This window comes from Methylobacterium mesophilicum, assembly GCF_022179445.1.
Classification (GTDB): Bacteria; Pseudomonadota; Alphaproteobacteria; order Rhizobiales; family Beijerinckiaceae; genus Methylobacterium; species Methylobacterium mesophilicum.
Window position 1 is genome coordinate 354309 of the sequence record NZ_BPQU01000002.1, and the last position, 17528, is coordinate 371836.

General features: G+C 71.6%; 18 protein-coding genes and 1 pseudogene. 8 read left to right on the forward strand and 11 right to left on the reverse strand.

Annotation, left to right across the window (positions count from 1 at the left end; all coding sequences use genetic code 11):
* Window positions 1-60: 60 nt before the first annotated feature.
* From MFF40_RS04295 to MFF40_RS04305, 3 genes are all read right to left on the reverse strand, one after another.
* Window positions 61-1263 (reverse strand): FAD-dependent oxidoreductase, encoded by a 1203-nt coding sequence (locus tag MFF40_RS04295; protein ID WP_147898164.1) that lies wholly within the window; start codon window positions 1261-1263, stop codon window positions 61-63.
* A gap of 256 nt (window positions 1264-1519) precedes the next feature.
* Entirely contained in the window at window positions 1520-1864 is a 345-nt protein-coding gene (locus MFF40_RS04300) for an MliC family protein (RefSeq protein ID WP_147857143.1), read from the reverse strand.
* Between the two features lie 134 nt (window positions 1865-1998).
* Window positions 1999-2883: a LysR family transcriptional regulator gene (locus tag MFF40_RS04305; protein WP_147857144.1), complete on the reverse strand. Its 885-nt coding sequence runs from the start codon at window positions 2881-2883 to the stop codon at window positions 1999-2001.
* Window positions 2884-3452: 569 nt separating this feature from the next.
* Here MFF40_RS04305 and MFF40_RS04310 point away from each other — a divergent pair.
* From MFF40_RS04310 to MFF40_RS04320, 3 genes are all read left to right on the forward strand, one after another.
* Window positions 3453-4625: an HD domain-containing phosphohydrolase gene (locus tag MFF40_RS04310; RefSeq protein WP_238259785.1), complete on the forward strand. Its 1173-nt coding sequence runs from the start codon at window positions 3453-3455 to the stop codon at window positions 4623-4625.
* 189 nt (window positions 4626-4814) lie between these two features.
* Window positions 4815-5840, forward strand: a complete 1026-nt coding sequence (locus MFF40_RS04315) for a histone deacetylase family protein (RefSeq protein ID WP_238259757.1) — start codon at window positions 4815-4817, stop codon at window positions 5838-5840.
* Between the two features lie 170 nt (window positions 5841-6010).
* On the forward strand, window positions 6011-7360 hold the full coding sequence (locus MFF40_RS04320) for an MFS transporter (protein WP_238259759.1): 1350 nt from the start codon (window positions 6011-6013) through the stop codon (window positions 7358-7360).
* Window positions 7361-7471: 111 nt separating this feature from the next.
* Here the strand turns inward: MFF40_RS04320 and MFF40_RS04325 are convergent, their stop codons facing one another.
* Together MFF40_RS04325 and MFF40_RS04330 are read right to left on the reverse strand one after the other, a co-directional pair.
* Entirely contained in the window at window positions 7472-8173 is a 702-nt protein-coding gene (locus tag MFF40_RS04325; RefSeq protein ID WP_147856223.1) for a DUF1013 domain-containing protein, read from the reverse strand.
* 471 nt (window positions 8174-8644) lie between these two features.
* Window positions 8645-9700 carry an ABC transporter substrate-binding protein gene (locus MFF40_RS04330; protein ID WP_238259761.1) on the reverse strand — a complete coding sequence of 352 codons (1056 nt, stop codon included), beginning with the start codon at window positions 9698-9700 and terminating at the stop codon, window positions 8645-8647.
* Between the two features lie 284 nt (window positions 9701-9984).
* Between MFF40_RS04330 and MFF40_RS28790 the strand changes: the two are divergent.
* Together MFF40_RS28790 and MFF40_RS28795 are read left to right on the forward strand one after the other, a co-directional pair.
* Window positions 9985-10581, forward strand: a pseudogene (locus MFF40_RS28790) (cache domain-containing protein); the annotation flags it as partial.
* 380 nt (window positions 10582-10961) lie between these two features.
* Window positions 10962-11546 carry a methyl-accepting chemotaxis protein gene (locus MFF40_RS28795; RefSeq protein ID WP_283206085.1) on the forward strand — a complete coding sequence of 195 codons (585 nt, stop codon included), beginning with the start codon at window positions 10962-10964 and terminating at the stop codon, window positions 11544-11546.
* 161 nt (window positions 11547-11707) lie between these two features.
* Here MFF40_RS28795 and MFF40_RS04340 read toward each other — a convergent pair whose 3' ends face one another.
* The gene (locus MFF40_RS04340; RefSeq protein WP_147857482.1) at window positions 11708-12334 is read right to left on the reverse strand and encodes a TetR/AcrR family transcriptional regulator; all 627 of its coding nucleotides are present in this window, start codon (window positions 12332-12334) and stop codon (window positions 11708-11710) included.
* Window positions 12335-12438: 104 nt separating this feature from the next.
* Here MFF40_RS04340 and MFF40_RS04345 point away from each other — a divergent pair, with 104 nt between their 5' ends.
* On the forward strand, window positions 12439-13113 hold the full coding sequence (locus MFF40_RS04345; protein ID WP_147899265.1) for a PspA/IM30 family protein: 675 nt from the start codon (window positions 12439-12441) through the stop codon (window positions 13111-13113).
* A gap of 66 nt (window positions 13114-13179) precedes the next feature.
* Window positions 13180-13455, forward strand: a complete 276-nt coding sequence (locus MFF40_RS04350; protein WP_007563059.1) for a YiaA/YiaB family inner membrane protein — start codon at window positions 13180-13182, stop codon at window positions 13453-13455.
* Window positions 13456-13474: 19 nt separating this feature from the next.
* Here the strand turns inward: MFF40_RS04350 and MFF40_RS04355 are convergent, their stop codons facing one another.
* From MFF40_RS04355 to MFF40_RS04365, 3 genes are all read right to left on the reverse strand, one after another.
* Complete coding sequence (locus MFF40_RS04355; RefSeq protein ID WP_415623833.1) at window positions 13475-14209, reverse strand: hypothetical protein; 735 nt, start codon at window positions 14207-14209, stop codon at window positions 13475-13477.
* Window positions 14210-14476: 267 nt separating this feature from the next.
* The gene (locus tag MFF40_RS04360; RefSeq protein ID WP_147857021.1) at window positions 14477-15421 is read right to left on the reverse strand and encodes a ribose-phosphate pyrophosphokinase; all 945 of its coding nucleotides are present in this window, start codon (window positions 15419-15421) and stop codon (window positions 14477-14479) included.
* 174 nt (window positions 15422-15595) lie between these two features.
* The gene (locus MFF40_RS04365) at window positions 15596-15832 is read right to left on the reverse strand and encodes a DUF4170 domain-containing protein (RefSeq protein ID WP_238259763.1); all 237 of its coding nucleotides are present in this window, start codon (window positions 15830-15832) and stop codon (window positions 15596-15598) included.
* A 223-nt stretch (window positions 15833-16055) separates the two neighbouring features.
* On the opposite strand from MFF40_RS04365, the gene MFF40_RS04370 reads away from it, so the two are divergent.
* Window positions 16056-16460, forward strand: a complete 405-nt coding sequence (locus tag MFF40_RS04370; RefSeq protein WP_238259764.1) for a hypothetical protein — start codon at window positions 16056-16058, stop codon at window positions 16458-16460.
* Between the two features lie 117 nt (window positions 16461-16577).
* On the opposite strand, the gene MFF40_RS04375 is transcribed toward MFF40_RS04370, so the two are convergent.
* Window positions 16578-16916, reverse strand: a complete 339-nt coding sequence (locus MFF40_RS04375; protein ID WP_238259765.1) for a hypothetical protein — start codon at window positions 16914-16916, stop codon at window positions 16578-16580.
* A complete protein-coding gene (locus MFF40_RS04380; RefSeq protein WP_238259766.1) occupies window positions 16913-17464 on the reverse strand; it encodes a hypothetical protein in 552 nt (183 codons plus the stop codon). The genes MFF40_RS04375 and MFF40_RS04380 overlap by 4 nt, the downstream gene beginning before the upstream one ends.
* Between the last annotated feature and the right edge of the window lie 64 nt (window positions 17465-17528).

Sequence of the window (17528 nt, forward strand, 5' to 3'; positions counted from 1 at the left end):
GTTTCCAAAGGGCGAGCCCTTCGGCGGGTTGTCAGGGCGGAGCCTTGATGCAGCCGAACGTTAGAGCCCGATCGGCAGCAGTCCGGGCGCCAGGGCCGCGGCGGCCCGCGGCCCGTCCTTGACCAGGCGAATCGCCGTGCGGGCGACGCGGTTGCGCAGGCGCCGGGCTCGCCAGAGCGCCCCCGTCTCCACGGCGAGGCCGCGGGCGTAGACGCTAGTGCGCAGGCTGCGGGCGTCGCAGGCCTGCTTGACCGGGTCGGCGTAGAACGCCGCGATCTTGTCCCGGCCCATGCCGGGGGTGGCGAGCCAGGCCGGCACGTGGACCCGGGCGAGCCGGTCGGCATCGGTGAGCAGCTTGCCGATCCCGGTGCCGGGGATCGGGCAGGCGGTCTGGAAGGCGTCGCCGATCAGCACCAGCCCGTCGCGCTCCACCCCGTCGGCCCGGGCGAGGTCGATCGGCCGGACCTCGAGGGGGCCGGACACCGACAGGTCCGGGCAATGCCGCGCCAGGTGGGGCATCATCGCCCGCAGGGTGGCTTCCGGGTCCCGGCGCAGGGAAGCGACCCAGGGCTCGCCGGGATCGCGGTAGCAGAACAGGTTGGCGCGCATCACCTCCCCGATCGGGAACAGGGTCAGGTAGGCGTCGCGCCCGCCGAACCCCTCGGCGAAGTAGGTCATGGCCGGGAACGGGAAGGCGGCCCGCGGCGCCGCCATGTCGAAGCCGACCGCCAGGGAGTGGCGCGGGCTCAGTGCCCGCTTGGCGATGCCGGCCTTGGCGAGCAGCGCATGGCCGAGCCCGGTGGCGAGCACGACGAGGCGCGCCTCGATCCGGCGGCCATCGCTCAAGGCGAGAATCTGGCGATCCGGCCCGAGCTCGAAATCGGCGACCCGGCCGGGGGTCAGCAGCCCGTCGGGCAGGGCGGCCCGGGCGGCCCCGACCAGGACGGGATAATGCGCGCCCCATTCACGGGCGGCCTCCCGGTAGGCGAGGCGGCCATAGCGGACCACCGCGACCTCCTCGGTCGCCGTCGTGCAGGCGGCCAGAGCCGCCCCGAAGCCGAGGCCCTCGAACAGCGCCATCTGGTCGGCCCCGAACTTCTCCGCCCGGAAGTCGCGGCGTGCCTCACCGCGTTCGGCCTGGGCGTCGATCAGCGTGACCCGGGTCCCGGCGCGGGCGAGCGCCCCGGCCAGGCAGCTCCCGGCCAGCCCGGCGCCCACCACGGCTACGTCGCAGGTTTCCGCCTCGCTGCCCATTGCTGTCATCTCAAAGTCGTCCCGCATCCGCGTCAGAGCCTGAACGCGCGAAAACGCATGAATGGTAGCGATCGGGAGTTCTGTAAAGCACGTACGTAATTTTTCGCGGCCGTGGAAACATACGGTTACGCTGCCGCGCCGGCTCCGGTGGGATGCCTCATCTTCTGATTGAATTTCTGTATCTCATCGGATCTATCGCCCGGCCCGGATCTTCCTCGGATCGACGGTAGCAGCCGCTCCGGCCGGGCTTTTTACTTGCCGGGCCCTACTTGCCGGATCGGGCTTCCGTGCAGGTGAGAGGTGGCTTGCCTGCCTCCGTCCAGGTGACGGTGCGACCCTTGCCGCGCAGCTCATGGCGCGCGTCACCGTACTGGATCCCATCCGCGTGCGGCTCGACCGGCAAGGTGACCGAGGGGCCGGCGGGCGGGTGAACGACGGCCGGCGCGTTCAGGTCGGCGGTGTCGAACTCGACCGTGAGCGTCTGCCCCGCGGGACAGGCGAAGGCGACCCGGTTGATCGCGGACGCCGCGGCGTGCGCCTGGTCCACCGCGACCGGAAGTCCCGCGGCGAGAAGGAGGGCGATGCTGCCCCGGGAAAGCAAACGGTTCACGGTACCTCCTGCTGTGCTGATCCGGGCACCGCTCCGATGTGCGGGACATCGGAGAATCGGCCTTCGAAGCCCGGGCACGAACTCTACCGCGATTCCGCCGATCACATCAGGATCGCTGGAATCGGGACGACGCTTCAGCCTCTCAGCTGCGCCACGAAGGCCCGCATGAACGGCGGCAGGCCGTCGAGGTCGCGCAGGCACAGGGTCAGGTCGCGGCGGGCCCACGGATCGGAGAGCGGCACCACCGCGATGGCGAGACCCTGGGCCGCCCGGGCGGCGGCGCTCTCGGGGAGCACCGCGAGCCCGACCCGGGCCTGGACCAGGCGGCAGACGGCATCGAAGCCGCGCAACTGCACCCGCAGACGCATCGGCCGCCCCTCCCGCACCGCCTGGGCGACCAGGAACCGGCTGATGGCGCTGCGCCGGTCGAGGCCGACCAGGTCGTGGCCGAGCACCTCCACGAAGGGGATCTCGGCCCGCGCCGCCAGGGGATGATCCCGGGCCGCCACCAGCACGAACCGGTCCTCCCGGAACGGGAAGGTCTGGAGCGAGCCGGTATCGACCGTGCCGGACAGGATGCCGAGATCGGCCGCGCCCTCGGCCACCAGCCCGACGATCTCCTCGGAGGTGCGCTCGTCGATCTCGACGCCGATCCCAGGATGGCCGGCCAGGAAGGCCGACAGCGCGTCGGGCAGGAACTCGGTCAGCGCGTTGGTGTTGGCGAGCACCCGGATCTGCCCGGCCGCGCCACCGGAGAACACCGCCATCTCCTCGCGCAGGCGCTCGACGCCGGCCAGGATCTCCCGGGCATGGGCCAGGAGCGTGCGCCCCGCCGGGGTCGGGCTGACGCCCTGCCGCCCCCGGGTCAGGAGCGCGGCGCCCAGCGAATCCTCCATGATCCGGATCCGCGTCGAGGCGGCCGCCAGGGCGAGGTTCGCCCGCGCCGCCCCGTGGGTGATCGAACCGGCCTCGACCACGTGCCGGAACAGGCCGAGATCGGTGAGATCGAACCGCATCATCGCCGAAGGCCCCTCCCGGCAGCGGCACCGCCGGGCGCTTTGGTCCTGCAGCGACGGCGCGGGACGGTAGCGTCGCCCGGCCCGCGTGTCAGCGGCCGCCAGAGGCCGCGTCGCCCGAAGCCGCCCCGGCAACCGGAGCAGCGCAGGATAGGGCACCGCAGAATCAGCATAGACACCGGATTGATATATTTCCCGATCCATATCATTTGTAATTCTGGGACTATATCTATAATATATTACACTCTACTAAGTATTATATTACAAAAATTAGAAAATTTACTGCAGATATTTTCTAAAAAGTAAATAATTATCTTTGGTCGCGAGTGCGTAATCATTTACTCCCCTTTAACGTGCAATATTCCAAATGTATCGCATCGCCGACGAGACTTTCCCGATCGCGCACGGCACCGTCACCCGCGAACGTCACCGGATCGGATCATGACCGCTTCCAGCCCTCCGGATCCGACGTCGGAGACCCGCGGCTCCCGACGCCCACGGGCTGCCAGGATCGCGGCGCCGACGCCCCGCCCGTCCTGCATCCGGCCCGCCGGGCGAGGCGAGACGCCATGATGGACGCGCTCCTGGTTGACGACAGCGCGACCATGCGCCTGCGCCTGCGCCAGATGCTGGAGGCCAAGCCCGACGTCAGCGTGACCGACTACGCCGACCCGGCCGCCGCCCTCGTGGAGGCGCAGATGCGCGCCTTCGACATCGTGCTGGTCGACTACCACATGCCGGCCATGGACGGGATCGCGTTCATCCAGCGCATGCGCACCATCCCGCACTACGCGCAGGTGCCGATCGCGATGGTGACCAGCGACATCTCCGACGCGGTGCGGCTCGCCGCGCTCGAGGCGGGGGCGACGGACTTCCTCGACAAGTCCATGCGGGGCGTCGAGCAGACCGTGCGGCTGCGCAACCTGATCCGCCTCGCCAAGGCGGTGCGGCGGCTGGCCGAGCAGGCCGCCTGGCTCGACGGCGAGGTCGAGGCCGCCCTCCGGCACATGCGCGAGCGCGAGGAGGAGATCATCTTCCGCCTGTCGCTGGCCGTGGAGTACCGCGACAACGACACCGGCGACCACACCTGGCGGGTCGCCCGCTACAGTCAGATCGTGGCCGAGGCGCTCGGCCTGCCGGCGGAGGCCTGCCGCAACCTGTACCTCGCCGCGCCGCTGCACGATGTCGGCAAGGTCGCCATCCCGGACGGCATCCTGCTGAAGCCCGGCCGGCTCGACCCGGACGAGTTCGCCCTGATCAAGACGCATGCGACCATCGGCCAGCGCATCCTGGGCGGCAGCTCCTCCGAGCTGATCCGGCTGGCCGCCGAGATCGCCGAGGCGCATCACGAGAAGTGGAACGGCAGCGGCTACCCGAAGGGGCTCGCGGGCGACGCGATCCCCCTGGCGGCCCGGATCGTCGCCGTGGCGGACGTGTTCGACGCCCTGACCACGCAGCGCCCCTACAAGGAGGCGATGTCGTTCGAGGCGGCCCTGGCCTGCATCCGGGCCGATAGCGGCCGCCATTTCGACCCGGCCTGCGTGGAGGCGTTCTGCGCGCGCTGGCCGGATGTCCTCGTGGCCGGCGGCCAGGAGAGGGCCACCGGCCGGCGGGGCACCCACGCCGTCACCGAGCCCTGGGCCCGGGTGCCGACCCTGCTCCGCGAGATCGCGGCCGAGACGCCCATCCTGGCGGGCCGGCTCGTCGACAGCCCCGACGAGCCGCCCTACAGGCGCCACGGATGAGGCGGCCTACGGCCTGACCCCTGAAAATCCCGGATTCGAAAGGTCGAGACCTTTCGCGGGTCCAGCGCGGAGCCCTGGTGCATCGGGCTTGCCCCGATACCCCGCCAAAGGGCTGAGCCCCTTGGAAACCCGGCCCCCCTCGATCCGAGCCGGGGTGACGCGGCGCGGGGCTGCGCCTAACCTGCTCCCATGCGCGTCTTCCACACCGCCGCCTCCGCCCGGCACGATCCCGACCAGTACCTGCGGCGGGGCACGCCGATCCCGCACCCCGAGCAGGCCTCCCGCTACGCCATCCTGCACGCGGCGGCCCGGGATGGCGGCCATGCCCTCGCGGAGCCTGCCGATCACGGCCTCGACCCGATCCGGGCGGTGCACGCTCCCGGCTACCTCGCGTTCCTGGCCGAGGCCTGGGCACGCCGGTCGGAGATCCCGGGGGTCGCCGACGAGATCCTCACAGGCAGCTTCGCCCGGCCGCAGATGCACCGGACGCCCACCGGCCTGCTCGGGCTCGCCGGGCTCTACACCGCCGACACCTCGACGCCGATCCGGGCCGGGACCTGGGCGGCGGTCTACGGCGCGGCCCAATGCGCCGTCGCGACCGCCGACGCGGCCCTGGAGACGGGCCACGCCTACGCCCTGTGCCGGCCGCCCGGCCACCACGCCTACGCGGATTCGGCCGGCGGCTTCTGCTTCCTCAACAACAGCGCGATCGCGGCGGAGCGGATGCGGGCGGCCGGGGGCGGCCCCGTGGCGATCCTCGACATCGACGTCCACCACGGCAACGGCACGCAGGGGATCTTCTATACGCGCGGGGACGTGCTCACGGTCTCGGTCCACGCGGACCCGTCGGACTACTTCCCGTTCTTTGCCGGCTATGCCGACGAGACCGGGGCGGGGGCCGGCACCGGCCTCAACCGCAACCTGCCGCTGCCGCCGGGTTCCGGCGACGCGCCCTGGCTCGCCGCCGTGGAGGCCGGACTCGCGGCGATCGCGGCGTTCCGGCCGCGGGGCCTGGTGGTGGCCCTGGGCCTCGACGCCGCGGCGGACGATCCGATCGGCGTCCTCACGGTGACCGGAGCGGGTTTTGCCGCGGCGGCGCAGAGGATCGCGCGCGCCGGGCTGCCAACCGCGATCGTCCAGGAGGGCGGCTACCTCTGCGCGGCCCTGCCGGAGAACCTGACGACCTTCCTGGCGGCGTTCGACGCGACGCGCTGAGCCGGGGCTCGGGGCAGCCCGGATACCGCGCGGCGTGATGCGAATATGGCGCATCGGGACGCGAATGTCGTCGTCGGAGCAACTGCTTCCGCCGACGCGGCGCGGACGACCTGTATACCAGCCTGAAGAGGGCCCGCCCGGGTTGCGGCCCGGCCGGGAGGACACGAGCGATGCGTGCGGGCGATGTCCGGCGACCCGATGGGGCCAGCGCACCCTGGCACGCCGGCCTGACACGGCGGCACTGGCGCATTCTCTGGGGCAGCTATCTCGGCCGGATCTTCGACGGCTACGAGGCGGTCGCCCTGGTCTACGCGCTCCGCCCGGCCCTCGGATCTCTCCTCACTCCCGAGCAGGCCCAGGCGCCGGCCTTCTACGTGGGGGCGGCGATCGGGATCACCCTCCTGGGCTGGGGGCTCGGCGGGCTGATGGGTGGCATCGCGGCCGACTACATCGGCCGCAAGCGCATGATGATGCTGTCCATCCTGGGATACGCCCTGTTCACGGGGCTGACGGCGTTTGCCGGAAGCTTCGCTCAGCTCGCGATCCTACGGTTCATAACCGGACTCGCCATCGGCTCCGAATGGTCCACCGGCATCGCCCTGGTCGCCGAGACCTGGCCGAACCGGGCCCGGCCGAAGGGCTGCGGCTTCCTGCAATCGGGCTTCGGCGGCGGCGCGGTGCTCGCCGCGATCGTCTGGGCGCTGCTCGCCGCCTTCGAACCCCTCGGCCCGGAATCATGGCGGATCATGTTCGCGCTGGGCGCGCTTCCGGCCCTCGTCTGCCTGTACCTGCGGCGCGCCCTGGAGGAATCCGAGCAGTGGATGCAGGCCCTGCGGGAGCAGCGCTGGGCCGCCACCGCCGAGGACGCCGCGAGCACGCAACCCATGGGACGGCGTCCGTTCTCCCTGACGGAGATCTTCCGGGAACGCGAGAGCCGCCGGCGGGTCCTGCTCGCCACCCTGATGTCGTTCGCCACGACGGTCGGCTGGTGGGCGGTCTCGTCGTGGTTGCCGGCCTACACGGAGGGGCTGGCCAAGGTCGCAGGCGAACCTGCCAACGTGTGGGGCCCGCGCATGGGCATCATCTACAATGTCGGGGCGATCATCGCCTACCTGCTCTCCGGCTTCGTGGCGGATGCGGTCGGGCGGCGCGCCTTCCTGCTGATCACGTATGCCGGCTGTATCGTCACCTCGCTCGCCTGCTATCTCTGGACGGGCGGGCTGGTGCCATTCATGGGGCTCGCGTTCCTGAACGGGTTCTTCACCCTGGGCTTCGCCTTCTCGTGGATGGCGATCTACTTGGTGGAGCTGTTCACCCCGGCGGTGCGGGCGACGGCAGCCAGCGCCGTCTTCAACGGCGCGCGACTGATCGCCTGGATCTTCCCGATCATCGCCGGGCAGATCGTCACCCTGTCGGGCGGCGTGGCCGCCGCGGCCCTGACCATGTCGAGCGTCTACGCGATCGGGCTGATCGTGCCGTGGTTCATGCCGGAGACGACCGGGAAGCCGCTGCCGGATTGACGGCTTCGGCCGGCTTGCCGGAAAGGGGGAGGGGCGTCGACGCACCTGCCGAGACGCACATTGCGGATGCGCCCCTCGCCCGAGTCGGACGTGGGGCGCGGATCGCCGATCCTACGCCTCGTCGTCCTCGTCCTGATGCCGGCCCTTGAGCTTGGCGAAGACCGAGTCGGCGTCGATCCGCTCCTCGCGGCCGCCATGCTCGCCCGCCTCCTCGGGCTCGGGGGCCGTCGAGACCTCGGTGGGCAGGAGCGAGGCGCCGGATTCGGCGGCCAGGGCGGCCGGGCGGTCGGCCGCGGCGCGCTGGACCTCGAAGTCGAGGTTGATCTGGGTGGCCAGGCCCAGGGTCACCGGGTCCATCGGCTGGAGCGAGCCGGAATTCCAGTGGGTGCGCTCGCGGATCTGCTGGATCGTCGACTTGGTGGTGCCGACGAGGCGAATGATCTGCGAGTCCTTCAGCTCGGGGTGGTTGCGCAGCAGCCACAGGATGGCGTTCGGCCGGTCCTGGCGGCGGGAGAGCGGCGTGTAGCGCGGGCCCTTGGTGGTGCGCTTCACCTCCGGCAGCTTCACCTTCGAGACGGCCGGCTTGAGCTTGTAGTGCGGCGCCTTCTGGGCCTTCTCGATCTCGTCGCGGGTGAGCTGGCCGGTGGAGACCGGATCGAGCCCCTTGATGCCGGCCGCGACCTCGCCGTCGGCGATGCCCTTCACCTCGAGCGGGTGCAGCTTGCAGAAGTCGGCGATCTGCTCGAAGGCCAAGGAGGTGTTCTCGACCAGCCAGACGGCGGTCGCCTTCGGCATCAGCGGACCCTGGGACATGTGCTCTCGTGCTCCGGCCTGGCGGGACGGGGGCCGGGCACCGGGCACCGGGCTCCGGATGCAGATCCGGAAGTCCCGTCTCACGCTGTCGAATGGGGATGGCTCACTATAGGGCCGCCCGGGGAACGGCGCAATCGCGGGTTCGGCGGTTCGGGACGCCTGGCGCCGATTAAACGGCGCACGAGGCCGGGCTACAAACCGGATGTGAGCCCGACCGACTCACCCGCGAAGGCCGCACGCGGCCGGTTGCGGCCGGGAGTGCAGAGGATGGTCATCCTTCTGGCAGTCTCCAGAAAAGCAGACGGCGAGTGGAGCTTCCGACTCCGACTCGCCGTCCACCCGCTGTTCTGGAGTTGGCTAAACCCTAACGGGTAATTGCCAGGGATCGGCGGTAGCCGTCGCCGATCCCACTCCCCAATATAGCGCGGCCCAGGACGAGCAACAACGGCCGCGCGGGGACGAGCAAGCCCCCTACTTCCCCGGCAGCCCGTGGACGATCGGGAAGAACGTGTCCTTCCAATCCTTGGGCTCGGCCTTGATGGTCTTCATCGCGTAGAAGTGCCGGGCCTGGAGCATGATCCCGTACGGGGTCGTGGAGAAGTTCGTGCCCGGCTCCTTCATGATCGCCACCAGCGTCTCGGGGGGCGTCTTCTCGTTGGTGGCCGCGACGTAGTCCTTGGCGGCCTGGAGCGGGTCCTTGGCGATCTCGGCATTCGCCTCGTCGATGGCGGCCACGATGGCGGCGGCGAGCTTGGGGTTGCGGGTGAACCAGCCGGTCCGGGCATAGAAGATCGCGTTGCTCACCGGCTCGCCGACCAGCTCGTAGGAGTTGAGCACCGCGTGGATCGCCGGGTCCTGCAGCTCGCGCTGCTGGAACGGCGGCAGCGAGAAGTGGCTGTTGACCTCGTTCTGGGGGCTCGCCAGCGCCGCCACCGCGTCGGGATGGCCGAGCTGGACGGTGAGCGGGTCGAGCTTGGTCGCCCCGTCGGGGCCGAAGGCCTTCTTGGCGGCGATCTGGAGCAGCACCGCCTGGGACGAGACCTTCACGGAGGGCAGGGCGATCTTGTCCTTGCCGGAGAAGTCGCTGACCGTCTTCACGTCCGGGTTGCGGGTGAGCAGCAGCATCGGCGTGCTGCCGACCCCGCACAGGCCCTTCACGTCGCCCCGGGTGCGGTCGTTGAGCAGCAGCATGTTGGTGGAGCCGCTGTCGACGATGTCGATGTTGCCCGACAGCAGCGCGTCGTTGCCGGCCGCGCCGCTGGTCAGGTTCACCCACTCGACCGTGACGTCGCCGAGGCCGGCCGCCTTGGCCTGCTTCTCGATGAGCTTGTGCCGCTCGGCGAGCACCGCCGGCAGGTAGACGAAGCCGGGCTGCCGGCTGATCCGGACCTTGGAATCGTCGGCCTGCGCCGGGACGGCGAACGGGGCGGCGAGCGCCAGCCCGGCCAGCAGCAGGGCGGCGGGGCCGCCCTGGAAGAGGTGACGGCAGAGTCCCGGAATCGCAGTCGCCCGCAACGCACGCACCATGTCTGTCCTCCCTGGCCCGCCGGCTTCATGTCCGGATCCGGGCTTTATTGGCGGCAAGTGGACAGCCTCATGCCGATAAGCGCAAGGCCCGGCGCGGTCTTCACGGCGCGGTAACGGTAACGTCGCACAGTCTCTCCGCGTGAAATTTTCGTTCCGGGGGCGGGCTCGTGAAGATCGGCATCGGAGCGAGGCTCCACACCATCACGGCCACCGCGCTGCTGGGCATCGCGGCAGTCTCTTGCATCGGCCTGCTCAACCTGAAATCGCAGGTTGAGCAGGATCGCATGGCCAAGACCCGCAACCTGACGGACGTGGCTCACGGCGTGGCGGCCTATTTCGAGGGCGACGAGCGGGACGGCCGGATGTCCCGGGCCGACGCCCAGGGCGCGGCGATCCGGGCCATCAAGACCCTGCGCTACGACGCCCAGGAATACTTCTGGATCAACGACCTGCAGCCCCGCATGGTCGCCCATCCGATGAAGCCCGAACTCGAGGGCAAGGACCTCTCCGGCGTCCAGGATCCCACCGGCAAGTACCTGTTCCGCGACTTCGTCGCGCTCGCCAAGGGGCAGGGCCAGGGCTTCGTCGACTATCACTGGCCTAAGGCCGGGTCCGAGGCGCCGGTGCCGAAGCTGTCCTACGTGCGCGGCTTCGCCCCCTGGGGCTGGGTGATCGGCACCGGCATCTACGCCGACGACACCGCGGCGATCCTGTGGGATGCGGCCTGGCGGGCGGCGGCCGGGATGCTGGTGGTGATCGCGCTGATCGGCTTGCTGGCGGCCGTGATCGGCCGCCGGGTGACCCGGCCGCTCCTGGCCCTGAACCAGGCCATGCACCGCCTCGCGGCGGGCGACATCGCCGCCGCGGTCCCGGAGCGCGGGCGCGGCGACGAGATCGGCACGATGGCCGGCGCCGTGCAGGTGTTCAAGGACGCGCTTGTCGCCAAGGCCGAGGCGGATGCGCGCGCCGCCGAGGGGGCCGAGGGGGCCTCTCGGCGGGCCGCCGCCCTCGACCGCCTGACCCGGGCCTTCGAGACCCGGGCGGGCGACCTGAGCCGGGGCCTCGCGGCGGCGGCCTCCGAACTCGAGGGCACCGCGCAGGCGATGACCGCCACGGCCGCCCGCGGCACCGAGCGCTCCGGCGCGGTCACCGCCCAGGCGGCCGGGACCTCGGCGGACGTCCAGACCGCAGCGGCGGCCACCGAGGAGATGTCGGCCTCGGTCCAGGAGATCGCCGGGCAGGTGCATCGCACACCTCGGAGATCGCCGGACGCGCGGCCGAGACCACCCGCCAGGGCGAGGCGACCGTGCGGGCGCTCGCCGACGGCACCGAGCGGATCGGCAACGTGGTCGCCCTCATCTCGGGCATCGCCGCGCAGACCAACCTGCTGGCCTTGAACGCCACCATCGAGGCGGCCCGCGCCGGCGAGGCCGGCCGCGGCTTCGCGGTGGTCGCCACGGAGGTGAAGGAGCTGGCGAGCCAGACCGCCAAGGCCACCGACGACATCGCCGCGCAGATCGCCCGGATCCAGGGCGAGACCCGTCAGGCCGTGGCGGCGATCGGCGAGGTCGGCCAGACCATCGAGGAGATGCGCAGCATCGCGGTCGGGGTCGCGGCCGCCATGGAAGAGCAGAACGCCGCGATCCAGGAGATCGTGCGCGGGGTGGTGAGCGCCGCCTCCGGGGCCGAGGCGGTGTCCGGGAGCATCGCCGACCTGCGCCGGGGCGCCGACGAGACCGGGTTCGCCTCCGAGCAGGTGCTGGCCGCCGCCCGGGACCTCACCCGCGGCTCGGACGACCTCGACCAAGCGGTCAAGGGCTTTTTGGCCGAGGTGAAGGCCGCTTAGCGCCGTCGATACAACGCGCTCGCTTGTACCGAACCGGTTATCCATTCCGGCGGCGCGCGCCAGGCGACCGGAAGTATCGGGTTCCCAAAGGGCTCAGGACTTCGGCGGGGCTTCGGGGCGGAGCCCCGACCGTTCGAGCCAGACCCTGCCCGCGGACGAGTTCAGGCGGACGGAAAGCCCCGCACCGCCGCCCGCACCAGGGCGTCGATCATCGGGCGGACATCCGCCGCCCCGAGGGGCCCGAGGCCGCCGAGATCGGCCAGGTAGGTCATGCCGTGGACGCTCGACCAAAGCGCCCGGGCCATCACCGGGATCGCGGCCTCGGCGAGTTGGCCGCCATCGCGCAGCACACCCTCCAGGACCCCGAACAGGGCCGCGATGTCGGCTTGGACCGAGGCGGGCGCCGCCACCGTGCGCCGCTCGAAGATCGCCACCCAGGCGGGATGGTGCTCGGCGGCGAACGCCAGGTAGGCGTCGGCCAGGCACAGCAGCCGGGCGTCGGTCTCCCGGGACGGGCAGGCGGAAAGCGCCGCCGCCAGGGCGTCCCGCAGGCGCCGCATCGTGATGGCGTTGGCCTCCAGCCGCAGCAGTTCCAGGCTGTCGAACTGCGTGTAGACCGAGCCGACCGCGGTACCCGCCCGCTCGGCGACCGCCCGGGCGGTGAGCGCCCCCGGCCCGCCCGCGTCCAGGATCGCCACCGCGGCCGCGATCAGGGTCTGACGATCCGCCTGGCGGTCGGTCTGACCCTTGCGCGGGCGGCCCCGCAGTTTTTTCTGAACGTCGTTCATTTAATGCCTTGCCGAGTCCGTCCGGCCGTGCTTATGTCTTTTATGAACGGCGTTCAACAAATTCCGGACCGGGTCCGGTGCGCCGCTCCCCGAGGTGAACCGTGATGAGGACCCTCTCCCTCCTGATGCGCGGCGTGATCGCCGACAACGCCCAGGCGATCCACGACGCCAACGCGGTGACGATCCTGCGCCAGCAGATCCGGGAGGCGGCCGGAGCCCTGGCGACGGCCCGGCGCGAGCTCGCCGTCGCCATGGCCTACCACGCCGCCGAGGCCCGCGCGCTGGACGGGATCGACGCCCGGATCGAGACCCTGTCGGACGGGGCGCGCCGGGCGCTCGCCGACGGACGCGAGGATCTCGGCAGCGAGGCGGCAATCCACATCGCCGCCCTGGAGGACGAGCGCTCCGACCGGCAAGCCGCCGCGGCCCGCTTCGCCGCCGAGATCGAGCGGCTGAAGCGCCTGGTCGGGCAGGGCGGCGAGCGCCTGCGGGACCTCGACCGCGGCCTTCAGACCGCCCGGACCACCGAGGCGCTGCGGCGGGCGGGGATCCAGGGGCGCCGGGTCACGGCCCCGTCGGCGGGCGCCCTCGGGGAGGCCGAGCGGACGCTGGCGCGCCTGCGCGAGGCCCAGGCTGCCGAAGCGGATGCCGCCGAGGCCCTGGCGGCCCTGGAGGCCGAGGCGGCGTCCGGGATCGAGGCCGTCCTCGACGCCGCCGGCTACGGCCGCCCCCGCACCGACCCGCGGACGGTGCTCGACCGCCTCCGGGCCCAGGCCTGACCCGTCGTTCCGTTCGCCACCCGAGCAACTACCCAAGCGATCACCCGAGCCACAGGAGCACGACCGATGATGCCGCAGATGCCCCACACCGCCGCCTGGAAGACCTTCACCCTGGTGAGCTTCACCGCCGCCGCCGCCATGCTGGCGATCGGGATCTTCTTCCTGCCCGCCGATATCTGGATCAAAGGCTACCTCGCCATGGCGGCGCTCTTCCTCACCGGCACGACCTTCACCCTGGCCAAGACCCTGCGCGACGAGCACGAGGCGAGCCGGCTGATCAACAAGATCGAGGACGCCGCCGCCGAGCGGGTGCTGCGCGAGGCCGTGCCGGGCCGGTTGTGACGGCGGCCCCCGCCCTGTCTCAGGCCGTGGCGGCCAGGAACGCCGCCACGGCGTCCGAGAATTCCGGGGTGCGCAGGTAGCCGTAGGATTTGTGTCGGTTCTCGGTGCCGTCCGGCCTGCGGTAGGCGTTGATCACCGGCAGGTCCCGCACCCGGACCCCGGCGGCGTTCGGCGGGTAGGTCTCGGCGAGGTCGTCGCCCACCGTGGCGATATCCTGGCGGTCCATCAGGTTGGTCCAGGCCGTGACCGCCGCCGGCACGCGCAGGTCGCCGTGCTCGCCCGCGAGCTTCAGCTTCAATTCGGCGAGCCCCAGGGGCGAGCCGAGGGTGACCAGGGTGCAGCGGGGCAGGGGAGTCCCGTCCCGCTCGGCGGCCCGGAGCACGTCGTAGGCGATCAGCCCGCCCATCGAGTGCGCGGCGATCAGCACGTCGCGGTCGGCCGCCTCGGTCAGGGCCTCGCGCAGGCGCGCGCGGGCGGCGGCCCGGAACGCCGCGTCCGCGTGATAGCCCCAGAGGTCGTCGAGGCGGTATTCGAGGATCAGGTCGTCGACCGGCGTGAACCCGGTGGCCTCCTCCAGGTAGGAGAGGCCACGGTAGATCCGGTCCGTGAGGGTCGGCTCGGCCTGCTCGGGGGCGTCCGCCGGGGACGGGAACGGGCCGGTGCCGGAATCGGCATCGTAGGGCTCGCGGTTGCGCCCGCCCGCCAGGGGCTCCGGGTAGCGCAGGTCCGCCCAGTACACGAAGGTGAACGGCACCTCCGGCGGCGCGGCGCCGCGATTGCGGGCGAGGCCTTCCAGGATCGCCGCACGCCACCAGGCGGCCTTCTCATCCCGGGGCGGCTTGTTGGCGAGCCCGTGGATGCCGATGAGTGTCGTCCGGCCCAGGGCCCGCCCTCCCGGATCGCGATGCGTCCGCAGACGGGAGGTAGCGCCGAAATCCCGCGCCGGAACTGCGACGAATGCTGCGCCGGCTCTCCAGCGCGTCGAAGGAGTGCCGCCCGTCCCCGCGAAGAAACCGCGCGGTCAGTCGAACAGGCTCGAGACGCTGGCCTCGGTGGCGGTCCGGCCGATCGCCTCGCCGAGCAGGGGCGCGATGGTCGCCACCCGGATGTTGCGGGCGAGCTTGACGGCCTGCGTCGGCTGGATCGAATCGGTGATCACCAATTCCTTCATCCGCGAGGCGGCGATGCGCGAGACCGCGCCGCCGGAGAGCACGCCGTGCGTGATGTAGGCCGACACGTCCTTGGCGCCGGCCTTGAGCAGGGCCTCGGCGGCGTTGACCAGGGTGCCGCCGGAATCGACGATGTCGTCGACCAGGATGCAGGATCGGCCCTCGACCTCGCCGATGATGTTCATCACCTCGGATTCGCCCGGGCGCTCCCGGCGCTTGTCGACGATGGCGAGCGGGCAGTCGATCCGCTTGGCGATGGCCCGGGCGCGCACGACGCCGCCGACATCCGGCGAGACCACCATGCGGTCGGCACTCGGCAGCCGCTCCTTGATGTCGCGCACCATCACGGGGGCGGCGAACAGGTTGTCGGTGGGGATGTCGAAGAAGCCCTGGATCTGGCCGGCATGGAGGTCGAGGGTCAGGACGCGGTCGGCCCCGGCCTCGGTGATCAGGTTCGCCACCAGCTTGGCCGAGATCGGGGTCCGGCCCGAGGTGCGCCGGTCCTGCCGGGCGTAGCCGAAATACGGGATCACCGCCGTGATGCGCCGGGCCGAGGATCGACGCGCGGCGTCGATCATGATCAGCAGCTCCATCAGGTGGTCGTTGGCCGGGAACGAGGTCGACTGGACGATGAACACGTCCTCGCCGCGCACGTTCTCCTGGAGTTCGACGAAGATCTCCATGTCGGCGAAGCGCCGGACCATGCACTTGGCCAGCGGCAATTCGAGATAGGCGGCGATCGCCTCGGCCAAGGGCCGGCTCGCGTTGCCGGCGATGATCTTGATCGAGGATTTCATGACGTCCGCCCACTCGCGGCCGAGCTTCGCGCCGCGCTCCGAATACCGGCCCGCACCGGGCCGGATGGATCTGATGACGGGCGAGGCTCTTAGCAGCGGGCCGAAGGTGTCACAATGCCTTCACGGGCGCGCCGCACAGGCGCGCGCCCGGACCGGCCGGTGCCGGAGTCCGGCTCAGGCGACCGGCGGCTCCAGCAGCCGGTGCAGGTGGACCACGAAGTAGCGCGTCTGCGCGCTGTCGACGGTGGCCTGCGCCTTGGCCCGCCAGGCGGCCTGCGCGGTGGCGTAGTCCGGGAAGATGCCGACGATGTCGAGGCCCTTGATGTCCCGGAACCGGACGCCGTCGAGATCCTGCAACTCACCACCGAAGACCAGATGGAGCTTCTGATCGCTATCGATCGTCGTCGCCATGACCTCTCCTCTTGGATGTCCCGCCCGCGGCGCTCGCAGATGGCAGCCGCCCGGTCAAGCCCGAATGTCCGTCCCGCGTCGCGGAACAACCGGGGGCAGGTATGCCCCCGGGACGGCTCCACCAGCGGTTCAGGATCCGGCCGCTCGGGGCGCTCTTGGGGGAACCCGGACGCGGCGATGCGGCGGGTACGACACCACCCCGCGCCCATGCTAGGGGCGGGACATGACACGCATGCTCCTCCGCGTCGCCGCCCTCACGCTCGGGCTCTGCGCCGTGCCGGCGCTGGGGCAGCCGGCGGCCAAGGCGCCGGCCCGCTCCGGCCCCGACAAGGCCGCCGGCCCGGACCGGAAGGCCCTCGGGCAGGTGATCGGCTGCCCGTCCCTGGCCAATTACCGGATGCTGCTGCACGACGGCACCGCCGCGGCGGCGGCCGTGCTGGCCGATCCCAAGGCGGACCATCTCGGCTGCACGCTGGTGACCCGCAGCGAGATCACCGGCCTGGTCGACCGGGTGACGCTGGGCGACCGGAGCTACGAATGCGCCGGCCTGCCGACGACCACGGCCTGCCACTGGATGGAGGCCGGGGCGGCCGCGCGGCCCGCCCCGGCGGGCGCCCCCAAGCGCTGAGGCGCGCAGCGCCGCGAGGGTCTGAATTCAACCTGCTTGGCCGTTTGAAGGGCCGCCTTGGATCGCAACCAGCCATGCAAATGGTCAAGTTGGTGACGTTCAGACCCGAAGACGGTCTCAGCGCAGATGGCCGCTGGCGCGCAGGTCCTGCTCCACCGCCTCGTGGACGCCCTGCAGCGGGTTGTCGTTGAGCGCGGCCGGCGGGAGCAGCGGCGTCATCGGGCCGGGCCGCGGATCGTGATCGAGCCGGACCACCGGCTCCGCGCGGGCGGGGCGCGACGGCCAGCGGGCGGCGAGCCTGCGCAGGGCCGCCTGCGCGCCGGGCGGGAGGAGGGGGAGGACCTTGTCGATCATGGCATGCGGGACGGCGCGGACCGACGCGGCAGCACCCGGCGCGTCGATCGGGTCCCGGGGAAACGGGCCGGGCGATCCGCCGTTCCGCTGCGGCGCCGTCATCGGCGGCCCCGTCCGAGGCGCGACAGGTCGGGCAGGAACGCGGGATCGGTCAGCGCGGCGGCCAGCACCGCCAGCAGCCCGAGATGCAGGCAAGCCGCCGCGAGCGGGAGCGCCTGGCCAGACCAGAGCCCGATCGCGGCCGCCGCCATGAGCGGCGGACCGACGACGTAGATCGGCGTGCGCCACGGGCCGGCGGGCCGGGCGAGGCGCCAGAAGCAGCCCGCGAAGGCCGCCAACGCGAAGCCGCCCTTCATCAGCGCCATGAAGCGGAGCACCCGCACGAGATCGGGATCGACGGCCGTGCCGGCCCCCCGCGCCGCGATGGCGGCGGCGCCCAGGACGGCCAGGGCCGTCAGCAGGCCGAGCAGGCCCCGCGCGCGGCCGGAGGCGTGATCGAAGATCTGGCCGGCCGCGGCCGGTCGGCCGATCCGTGCTCCGGCCTCGCCCCGGACGACGGATCCCGGCCCGAACCGGCGGTCCCTGCGTCCGCGGGGATCTGTCCCGAATGCCGGCCACCGGCGTTCGGGACGATGCTCCAGACCCTGCATCGCGGTCTCCTCCAGGGCGCACGGCCAGGCGGGCGATGCCGGGACCGGGTTCTCGGTCCGGGTG

Bases quoted from the DNA above. Each gene is read 5' to 3' on its own strand.
- MFF40_RS04315 (WP_238259757.1), top strand. From the start codon at position 4,815: ATGCGCGTCTTCCACACCGCCGCCTCCGCCCGGCACGATCCCGACCAG.
- MFF40_RS04305 (WP_147857144.1), bottom strand. From the start codon at position 2,883: ATGATGCGGTTCGATCTCACCGATCTCGGCCTGTTCCGGCACGTGGTC.
- MFF40_RS04310 (WP_238259785.1), top strand. From the start codon at position 3,453: ATGGACGCGCTCCTGGTTGACGACAGCGCGACCATGCGCCTGCGCCTG.
- MFF40_RS04320 (WP_238259759.1), top strand. From the start codon at position 6,011: ATGCGTGCGGGCGATGTCCGGCGACCCGATGGGGCCAGCGCACCCTGG.
- MFF40_RS04375 (WP_238259765.1), bottom strand. From the start codon at position 16,916: ATGACGGCGCCGCAGCGGAACGGCGGATCGCCCGGCCCGTTTCCCCGG.
- MFF40_RS04370 (WP_238259764.1), top strand. From the start codon at position 16,056: ATGACACGCATGCTCCTCCGCGTCGCCGCCCTCACGCTCGGGCTCTGC.
- MFF40_RS04295 (WP_147898164.1), bottom strand. From the start codon at position 1,263: ATGACAGCAATGGGCAGCGAGGCGGAAACCTGCGACGTAGCCGTGGTG.
- MFF40_RS04345 (WP_147899265.1), top strand. From the start codon at position 12,439: ATGAGGACCCTCTCCCTCCTGATGCGCGGCGTGATCGCCGACAACGCC.
- MFF40_RS04365 (WP_238259763.1), bottom strand. From the start codon at position 15,832: ATGGCGACGACGATCGATAGCGATCAGAAGCTCCATCTGGTCTTCGGT.
- MFF40_RS04325 (WP_147856223.1), bottom strand. From the start codon at position 8,173: ATGTCCCAGGGTCCGCTGATGCCGAAGGCGACCGCCGTCTGGCTGGTC.
- MFF40_RS04330 (WP_238259761.1), bottom strand. From the start codon at position 9,700: ATGGTGCGTGCGTTGCGGGCGACTGCGATTCCGGGACTCTGCCGTCAC.
- MFF40_RS04380 (WP_238259766.1), bottom strand. From the start codon at position 17,464: ATGCAGGGTCTGGAGCATCGTCCCGAACGCCGGTGGCCGGCATTCGGG.
- MFF40_RS04350 (WP_007563059.1), top strand. From the start codon at position 13,180: ATGATGCCGCAGATGCCCCACACCGCCGCCTGGAAGACCTTCACCCTG.
- MFF40_RS04340 (WP_147857482.1), bottom strand. From the start codon at position 12,334: ATGAACGACGTTCAGAAAAAACTGCGGGGCCGCCCGCGCAAGGGTCAG.
- MFF40_RS04360 (WP_147857021.1), bottom strand. From the start codon at position 15,421: ATGAAATCCTCGATCAAGATCATCGCCGGCAACGCGAGCCGGCCCTTG.